This is a genomic window from Mycetocola sp. (assembly GCF_025464835.1).
Lineage (GTDB): Bacteria > Actinomycetota > Actinomycetes > Actinomycetales > Microbacteriaceae > Mycetocola_A.
This window is the reverse complement of sequence record NZ_JAODMP010000011.1, coordinates 45,669-54,435: the sequence shown is the minus strand read 5'-3', so window position 1 is coordinate 54,435 and position 8,767 is coordinate 45,669. Positions and strand designations below refer to the sequence as shown.

General features: G+C 66.1%; 6 protein-coding genes. All 6 read left to right on the top strand.

Annotation, left to right across the window (positions count from 1 at the left end):
• Positions 1-664: 664 nt before the first annotated feature.
• The 6 genes from JWP90_RS01750 (at position 665) to JWP90_RS01725 (ending at position 8,666) form a co-directional block, all read left to right on the top strand.
• Positions 665-1,756, top strand: coding sequence for a LacI family DNA-binding transcriptional regulator (locus JWP90_RS01750; RefSeq protein WP_297358956.1), 1,092 nt, complete (start codon positions 665-667; stop codon positions 1,754-1,756).
• Between the two features lie 178 nt (positions 1,757-1,934).
• The gene (locus JWP90_RS01745) at positions 1,935-3,596 is read left to right on the top strand and encodes an ABC transporter substrate-binding protein (protein WP_297358955.1); all 1,662 of its coding nucleotides are present in this window, start codon (positions 1,935-1,937) and stop codon (positions 3,594-3,596) included.
• A 95-nt stretch (positions 3,597-3,691) separates the two neighbouring features.
• Positions 3,692-4,672: an ABC transporter permease gene (locus JWP90_RS01740; protein WP_297358953.1), complete on the top strand. Its 981-nt coding sequence runs from the start codon at positions 3,692-3,694 to the stop codon at positions 4,670-4,672.
• Complete coding sequence (locus JWP90_RS01735) at positions 4,669-5,634, top strand: ABC transporter permease (RefSeq protein ID WP_297358951.1); 966 nt, start codon at positions 4,669-4,671, stop codon at positions 5,632-5,634. Before JWP90_RS01740 ends, JWP90_RS01735 begins: the two co-directional genes overlap by 4 nt.
• Positions 5,631-7,364, top strand: coding sequence for an ABC transporter ATP-binding protein (locus JWP90_RS01730; protein WP_297358949.1), 1,734 nt, complete (start codon positions 5,631-5,633; stop codon positions 7,362-7,364). The genes JWP90_RS01735 and JWP90_RS01730 overlap by 4 nt, the downstream gene beginning before the upstream one ends.
• 132 nt (positions 7,365-7,496) lie before the next feature.
• A complete protein-coding gene (locus JWP90_RS01725; RefSeq protein WP_297358947.1) occupies positions 7,497-8,666 on the top strand; it encodes a glycoside hydrolase family 1 protein in 1,170 nt (389 codons plus the stop codon).
• Positions 8,667-8,767 lie beyond the last annotated feature (101 nt).

Here is an 8,767-nt window from a genome sequence, read left to right as displayed (position 1 = left end):
CTGTGCCTGCAGCGCTTTTGCTTTGGCATCCACTTTCAGTGTGGCCGACTCGGCGATGGCGGAAATCTTCGTGGAAAGTTTCGGTGTAGTGCTCACCCTGAAAGGGTATCGCGTGCCGTATGCGCCGAACCGAAGGCGGGCGTCAGGATTGCGTGCCCTGCTCGGCCAGATAGACGTCTGGCCTTTCTCCGCAGCGACCGGATCCATGTGGCCGAGCTCGAGGATGTTCCCGCCCGGATCCTCGAGGTCACGGGAGTACATGAAGCCGTGGTCCAACCCAGCAAGGCGCTGAAGGTCCGCAGCAAGTCGACAGGCTCGGCGCAGGAACGCACATGTAGCGGCCTCAGTCGATGATGATGTGTGACCGAAAAACCGAGCGGGGCCGCTCGTCGCCGGACGCGTCAGAGAGGAAAGTAAGGCCTAGGTTCGGCCGCCTTGTTCCATGGACGCCCGAGGATCTGCCTGTCGACGCGCAACCGTATTGGCCCCGAAGTTGAGGCGGAACACGTTGCCGAGAAAGCGCAAACTCCTCTTCCGATGCGCCATCCCGTGCCGTAAGATCCATGACCCGTTCTGAGAGCATGTCTGCCACGAACGAGCACGCAGGCAGTCGGGGCGCGCAGGCGTGTCGTAATATCGGAGCCGTGATGAGACGGAGGATCTGATGCCGAAGGCGCCCACTGTCTACGACGTCGCGGATCTCGCTGGGGTGTCGATCGCGACCGTGTCACGTGTGTTCCGTAAGCCGCACAAGGTGTCGCAGGCGACCAAGGACCGCGTGGACGCTGCCGTCCTGGATTTGGGCTATGTGCCGAGCGGAAGCGCTCGCAGCTTGGCAGCGCGACGGGCCGGTGCGATCGGGTTGTGCTTTCCCGACTTCGACGGGATCGACGGTGGGCCGGCCCCGATCGCGTATGCGGATGGCAAGGTAATCGCGCGACTCGACCCGCCCGAGGACGTCGAACCGAGCGGGAACCTCTACATCAGCGAGGTAATGCTTGGCACGGAGATCGAGGCGTGGCGGCACGGCATGGCTGTGACTATCGCGGTGGCGCGGGGGGAACGGGGCAATGAGATCTTCGACAACCTCGCTGGTCGTGTCGATGGCATGGTCACGCTCTCGCAGACGGTGCCCGAGGGGCTGCTCGCGCACATCGCCCGGCGCATCCCGGTTGTGGTCATCGCCGGTCCGCGCGCAGGGGACGACTACGATCACATCGGCACCGACAACGTCGCCGGGATGGAGGCGATGACCAAGCACGTCGTCGACGTGCACGGAGTCCGCGACGTGGCCTTCGTCGGAGGCCCGGCCGACTCCCCGGACGATCGCGACCGCTTCGAGGGGTTCCGAATGGGGCTGCTGGCCGAGGGGATTGAGGCGCCGTCGGAGCCGCTCCTGCGAGGTGACTTCACCCGTGGTCACGGCCGGATGCTCGGCCGTCGTTTGGTCGAGGCGGGTCCGGTCCCGCGGGCGCTCATGTGTTCGAACGACCAGACCGCCCTTGGAATCCTCGACGCCCTGCTTGCCGCAGAGCTGCGGGTGCCCGAGGACGTCATCATCACCGGCTTCGACGGCATCGACGCCTCGGAGATGTCACGACCGCGGATCACGACCGTGCGTCAGCCCATGCGTGAGCTGGGGCGCGCGGCGGTGGACACCCTGCTGCGCAGACTGGGCGACCCGCTGATGCCACCGCAGACCAGGACCTTGCCGGTCACGGTTCTGCTGCGCGAGAGCTGTGGTTGCCTCCCCTGACCCAGGCAGTCATCGTCACCGTCCATCCCGCCGGCTCCCGCCTGGTGTCGAATCAGGAGTTGCGCAATGGAATGTATGCGCATACATTAAGCTAGACAACACAACTTGCCGACGTGATTCGCATGGATGCGCACCGCCCGGCCGAGGTGACGAAGATGACACTAAGGAGAAGACGTCCATGATCGATGGCACCCGTCGGACGCGCACGCGCCTGACTTCCGCTCTGGGGCTGGGGCTCGTCGCAGTCCTGTCGCTCAGCGCCTGTGCGGCTCCCGAGCCCGGATCCAAGACCGGAACGGCAGGATCGAGCTCACTCATGCTCGCCGCAGACAACGGTTCGCCGACGTTCGTCAAGAACTTCAACCCGTTTGTGATCGAGAAGCGCACCACCGCGACCATCATCAACGAGCCCCTCATGGTCGTGAACGCGCTCGACGGCAAGTCGACGAACTTCCTGCAGACGAACTACACGCAGCCCGACGCCAAGACGATCGTCTCGGACATCCGCGAGGGAGTCACCTGGAGCGACGGCGAAGAGTTCACCGCTGACGACGTCGTCTTCACATACAACCTCCTCAAGGAGTTCCCTGCCCTCGACAGCACCGGTGTCTGGTCGCGTCTCGAGTCCGTGAATGCCGAGGGCCAGAAGGTCACCTTCACCCTCCACGCCGAGGACTCTTCCGCGCCGATCATCGTGCTCGCCGTCCCGATCGTCGCGGAGCACCTCTGGGCCGACGTCGCGGACCCGGCCACCTTCACCAACGAGAGCCCGATCGGCACCGGGCCGTATACGCTCGGTGACTTCAACGCGAACCAGTACAAGCTCGAGAAGAACCCGGACTACTGGCAGGCCGACAAGGTCGCCGCCGAGCAGCTCGTGCTCCCCGCCGCGAACTCGCAACTGGACATCGTCAACAACGGTTATGACTGGGCCTACGCCTTCATGTCGGACGTCGAGAACACCTGGGTCGCCGCCGATGAGGGCAACCAGTTCTGGTTCCCCGCGGGTGGCACGGTCGCCATCGCGCCGAACCTCACAAAGGCTCCATACGACGACCCGAACTTCCGCAAGGGCATGTCCCTCGCGCTCGAGCGCGACAGCATCGCTGACAACGCCTCGGAGGGCACCGTCGATGCCGCCGGGCAGCAGGGTCTCCTGCTGCCGACGCAGGCCGAGTGGCTCACCGACGCGATCCCCGACGAGGGCATGGTCACGCAGGACACCGCCGCCGCCGAGGCGGCCTTCGCCGAGGCCGGCTACACCATCCAGGACGGCAAGCTCGTCGATGCGGACGGCAACCAGGCCACGATGACGATCACCACGCCGAACGGCTGGACCGACTGGCTGCGCGCAGTCCAGGAGATCCAGAAGCAGTACACCGCAATCGGCATCGACGTGAAGATCAATCAGCCGCAGCCCGCCGCCTACTTCCAGGCGGTCCAGAACGGCGATTTCGACGTCGCGATGACGTCCTTCGGCGGCAATGGCTCGGTCTACCAGGGCTACTACAACCTGCTGAGCTCCGACTTCCTTCAGCCGGTCGGCACCTCTGCGTCGTCGAACTACCAGCGGTACTCCAACCCGGAGGTCGACGCGATGCTCACCGAGTTCCGCACGACCGTCGACGAAGCCCGCCAGAAGGAGCTCGCCGGCGAGCTCCAGGAGGTCATGTACAACGACGTTCCGGTCATCTCGGTTTACTACGCAGGCCTCTGGGGTCTCTTCTCCGATAAGAGCTTCACCGGGTGGCCCGACGCCGACAACCCCTACATGACGCCGACGCCGTACACCTCGGCAGCGCTCGTCATCCTGACCACCATCACGAAGGCGGACGGCTGAGAGGTTTCCCCTCCGGCTGAGCGAGGTGCCCGTCAGCCCGCGCACCTCGCTCAGCTCCGCCCTATCCGCAATCTCCCGACGAAGGCGAGCACCCTGTGTGGTATCTCCTGCGCAAGCTTGGCTTGCTGCTCCTGACCGCGTGGGCCGCGATCACACTGAACTTCCTGCTGCCGCGGCTCATGCCCGGCACACCGGCTGACGCAGCCATCGCGAAGCTGGCGCAGAACGGCCCCGTTGACCCCGCGACCCGAGCAGCCATCGAGGCTCAGCTCGGCGTGCCGACTGGCGACGCCTGGTCGCAGTACGTCCAGTACCTCGGCAACGTGTCGCGCCTCGACTTCGGGGTCTCCTACACGTTCTTCCCGCAGAGCGTTTCCACGCTCGTCATGAATGCGCTCCCGTGGACACTCGTCATGGTCGGTCTCGTGACGATCATCGCGTTCGTCGTCGGAACCCTGCTCGGTGTCCTCGCCGCCTGGAAGCGCGGTACGTGGCTCGACACGCTACCCACGCTCGGTGGTACGTTCACCTCGGCGTTCCCATACTTCTGGACCGCCCTGCTGGTCGTCTTCTTCCTCGGCTACCAGCTCAAGTGGTTCCCGACGTCGGGCGCCTACGGCCTCGAGTCGACCCCCAACCTCAGCCTCGCCTTCATCAGCGACGTGATCGGGCACGCCTGGCTACCCGCCCTGACCATCCTCATCACCTCGGTCGGTGGCTGGATACTCGGGATGCGCAACAACATGATCAATACCCTCGGCGACGACTACGTGACATTCGCCGAGGCGAACGGTTTGCGCAGCCGCACCGTGGCCGTCAAGTACGCGGCCCGCAACGCGATCCTCCCGAATCTCACGGGCTTCGGCTTGTCGCTCGGTGGTGTGGTCGGTGGCTCGCTGCTCGTCGAGCAGGTCTTCAACTACCCCGGTGTCGGCTATCTGCTCTACAACGCCGTCACGAACCAGGACTTCCCGCTCATGCAGGCGCTCTTCCTCATGCTCACGATCAGCATGCTGCTCGCGAACTTCCTGGTTGACCTCTTATACGGACTCTTGGATCCGAGGACCCGCCGATGACTGTTGCAGTGAACCTCCCCGAGCCCACAGGCTCGACCCCGCCCCACCAGCCCCCGCGCGGAGCTGACACCGTGGTGCCCGAGCCGCACGGGCCCGCCTCGTCGCTGCGGGTCCTTTCGCGTGGTGCCGCGACGATCTGGAGCAATAAGAAGGCCCGTATCGGCGTGGTCCTGCTCCTCGCCTTCGTGGCTCTCGCAATTTTCGCGCCGCTCATCGCGCCCTACGGTGCGAGCGAGAACGGCTTCGGCCGCAACGAGGCTCCCTCCGGCAGCCACTGGTTCGGCACCACGGCCGCCGGCGAGGACGTCTTCTCGCAGATCGTCTTCGGCGCCCGGATCTCGGTGCTCGTCGGTTTCATCGCTGGGTTCCTCTCGACGCTCATCGCCGTCGTCGTCGGTCTTTCGTGGGGCTATATCCGTGGCCCGATCGCCGATGTCATCAACTTCGTCGTCAACCTGGTGCTCGTCATCCCGGGACTGCCGCTCATGATCGTCATTGCGGCCTACCTGCAGAACGGCGGCATGACGATGATCATCTTCGTCGTCGTGCTCACCGGCTGGGCGTACGGGGCCCGTGTGCTCCGCTCCCAGACGCAGTCCATCCGCGGTCGTGACTTCATCACTGCGGCGCAGTTCGCCGGAGACGGCGCGGCACGCATCGTCTTCCACGAGATCCTGCCAAACATGACCTCGCTCATCACCGGCAGCTTCTTCGGTGCGGCGACGTCCGCGATCCTTGCCGAGTCGGGTTTGTCCTTCCTCGGGATCGGCGACACGACGACCGTGAGCTGGGGATCCATGCTTTTCTGGGCGTCGAACTCCAACGCACTGCTCACCGGCCAGTGGGTGCTGCTTTTCGCACCCGGCCTGTGCATCGCGCTGCTCGCCACCTCGCTCACCCTCATCAATTTCGGGGTGGACGGCCTGTCCAACCCGCGCCTACGGGAAGGATCGGGACGATGAGCCTGCTCGAAGTCAACGGCCTGTCGGTCGTCTACGAACCGCGCGGCGCCGAGCCGACCTACGCGGTCAGGAAAGCCTCCTTCTCCCTCGAGCGTGGCGAGTTCGTCGGCCTCGTGGGGGAGTCCGGCTCCGGCAAGTCGACCCTCGGCTTCGCGGTCACCCGCCTCGCCAAGGCGCCGGCGCGCATCTCAGAGGGCACGATCCTCTTCGACGGTCGCGACATCGCGAGCATGGAAGAGGAGGAGCTACGCAAGCAGCGCCGCGGCGGCTTCGCGATGGTGCTGCAGTCGGGCATGAACGCGCTCAACCCAGTGCGCTCAATTCGCAAGCACTTCGGCGACATCTTCGCCGCGCACGGGCACGTACCCAAGACCAAGCGGCTGGCGCGAGCCTACGATCTCCTCGAGAAGGTCGAGCTGCCTCGCACTGTCCTCGACCGCTTCCCGGGTGAACTCTCGGGCGGCATGCGACAACGCGTCTCGATCGCCCTTGCACTGTCGCTCGAGCCCCAGCTCATGGTCTTCGACGAGCCGACCACCGCGCTCGACGTCCTCGTCCAGCACGCCGTCATGGGAACCATTCGGGACCTGCAGAAGTCCGAGAACTTCACCGCACTACTGATCAGCCACGACCTCGGCATCGTGCTGGAGTCGACGTCACGGGTCATGGTCATGAGCGAGGGCGTCATCGTCGAGGACGGGACCTCGCAGCAGATCCTGCAGGCCCCGCAGCACCAGTACACGCAGATGTTGCTCGGCCACTACGCCGACCCACGCGCTGAGGTCGTCCAAGTGCCGGGGCTCGTCGTGCGTGGCTCGACAATCTCGACCACCGGGCACAGCTCCGTCGTCGCCGCCGTCTCGCCGGAGCGCGGCGAGACGGCGACCGGTACGCCATCCGCACCAGCCCGGCGTCGGGCGGGGCGGCCCGAGGCGTCGGCGATCGTGGTCGACGGCGTCACCAAGGTCTACCCGCGACCGCGCCGCGGCCAGGACGCGGTAACGGCCGTCGACGGCGTTTCCTTCACGCTCGAGCAGGGCCAGTCCATGGCCCTGGTCGGAGCGAGCGGCTCGGGCAAGTCGACCCTCGCCAAGCTGGTCACCGGCATCGAGCGTCCGACGTCCGGCACGATCCACTTCGGTGAGGCCCGAGTCGACACGCTGCGGCGCAAGGGGCTGCGGGGGCTGCGCCGGGAGGTGCAGATGGTCTTCCAGGACCCGTACTCCGCGCTGAACCCGCTGCATACGGTCGAGTATGCGCTCATGCGCCCCGTCCTCAACTACACCGGACTGCACGGCGGCGCGGCTCGCACCCGCGTCCTCGAGCTCCTTGAGACCGTCGGCCTGACGCCCGTCGAGCAGTTCGCGGCGAAGCTCCCGCACGAGCTCTCCGGCGGGCAGCGTCAGCGCGTGGTCATCGCGCGGGCGCTCGCCTGTGACCCGCAGGTGATCATCGCGGACGAGCCCGTCTCGATGCTCGACGTGTCCTTGCGTGCCGGCGTGCTCGCGCTGCTGGATGATCTGCGGGTCACGTTCGGCGTCTCAATGCTTTACATCACCCATGACCTGCTCTCCGCCCGGCTGGTGACCGACCAGATCATGGTCCTCAACCAGGGCCGGGTCGTGGAGTCAGGACTGACCGCCCAGGTGCTCCGGTTCCCCGAGGACCCCTACACGATGGAGCTGCTAGATGCGATCCCGCAGCCGCATCGCGCCGGGGCCAGGCGATGACCGGCACCGGAAAGGGCGGGACGCGCGACCGTGTCCGCTACCTGCTCGGCTCCTTCCGGGCCACGGTCGCCGGGCGCGCCGCGCACACCACGTCCTGACCACACCCATCCCCAACAACCAAGCGAGGTACCCATGCTGCACTTCCCCGAAGGATTCCGTTGGGGATCCGCGACCGCCGCCCATCAGATCGAGGGCAACAACGTCAATTCCGACTGGTGGCGCCGGGAGCACCTCGTCGACTCCACGATCTCTGAGCCGAGCCTCGACGCCTGCGACAGCTACCACCGCTTCCGTGAGGACATGCAGGTGCTCGTCGACGCGGGCCTGAGCATGTACCGTTTCTCGATCGAGTGGGCTCGCATCGAGCCCGAGAAAGGCTTCGTCTCCCAGGCAGAGCTCGCCCACTACCGCCGCATGGTCCTCACGGCCCGGGAATTCGGCCTTGAGCCGATGATCACGCTGCACCACTTCACCATCCCGCAGTGGTTCGAGGACGAGGGCGGGTGGCGTGCGCCCGACGCCGTCGAGCGTTTCGTTTTCTACACGAAGACCGTGCTTCCCGTCCTCGAGGGCGTGGAGTGGGTGTGCACCATCAACGAGCCGAACATGGTCGCGATGATGGCGGGCGGCGACGGTCAGGGCACGACTTTGCAGGCCTTCGGCCAGCCAGGCCCCGACGTCAACGTGGCCCAGACCCTGCTCGAGGCCCACCGCGCCAGCCGAGCAGTGCTCGCTGAGGCGGGGGACTTCCGCACGGGCTGGACGGTCGCCACCCAGGACTTCCAGCCTGAGCCCGGGTGCGAGGACATCGCCCGCGCGTACGGCTACCACCGTGACGCCTGGTACCTCGAGATGGCCGCTGGCGACGACTGGGTCGGTGTGCAGGCCTACACCCGCACCAGAATCGGCCCCAAGGGGCCGCTCCCGATCGCCGACGGTGCCGAGCGGACCCTCACCGGATGGGAGTTCTATCCGCGTGCCCTCGAGGACGGTATCCGCCTGTCTCACGAGATGGCACCGGGGGTGCCCGTCTTCGTCACGGAGAACGGCATCGCGACCGACGACGACACGCGCCGGGTGGCCTACATACAGGGCGCGCTCGAGGGCCTGCACCGGGCGATCAGCGATGGGATCCAGGTGGAGGGCTTCCTGTACTGGAGCCTGCTCGACAACTACGAGTGGGGTTCCTACAGACCGACCTTCGGGCTCGTCAGCGTGAACCGCACCACCTTCGTGCGGACCGTCAAGCCCAGCGCTCGTTGGCTCGGCGACGTCGCGCGGGCCAATGCGCTCGCCGTCTGAGCCTGCCCGCTCGCGTCCGTCCCCGCTCGACCCGCACCTGCCTGTACTGAGGAAATAACCGTGATTACGCACACCGCCCATCCGTCCGCCACTGATCCTGC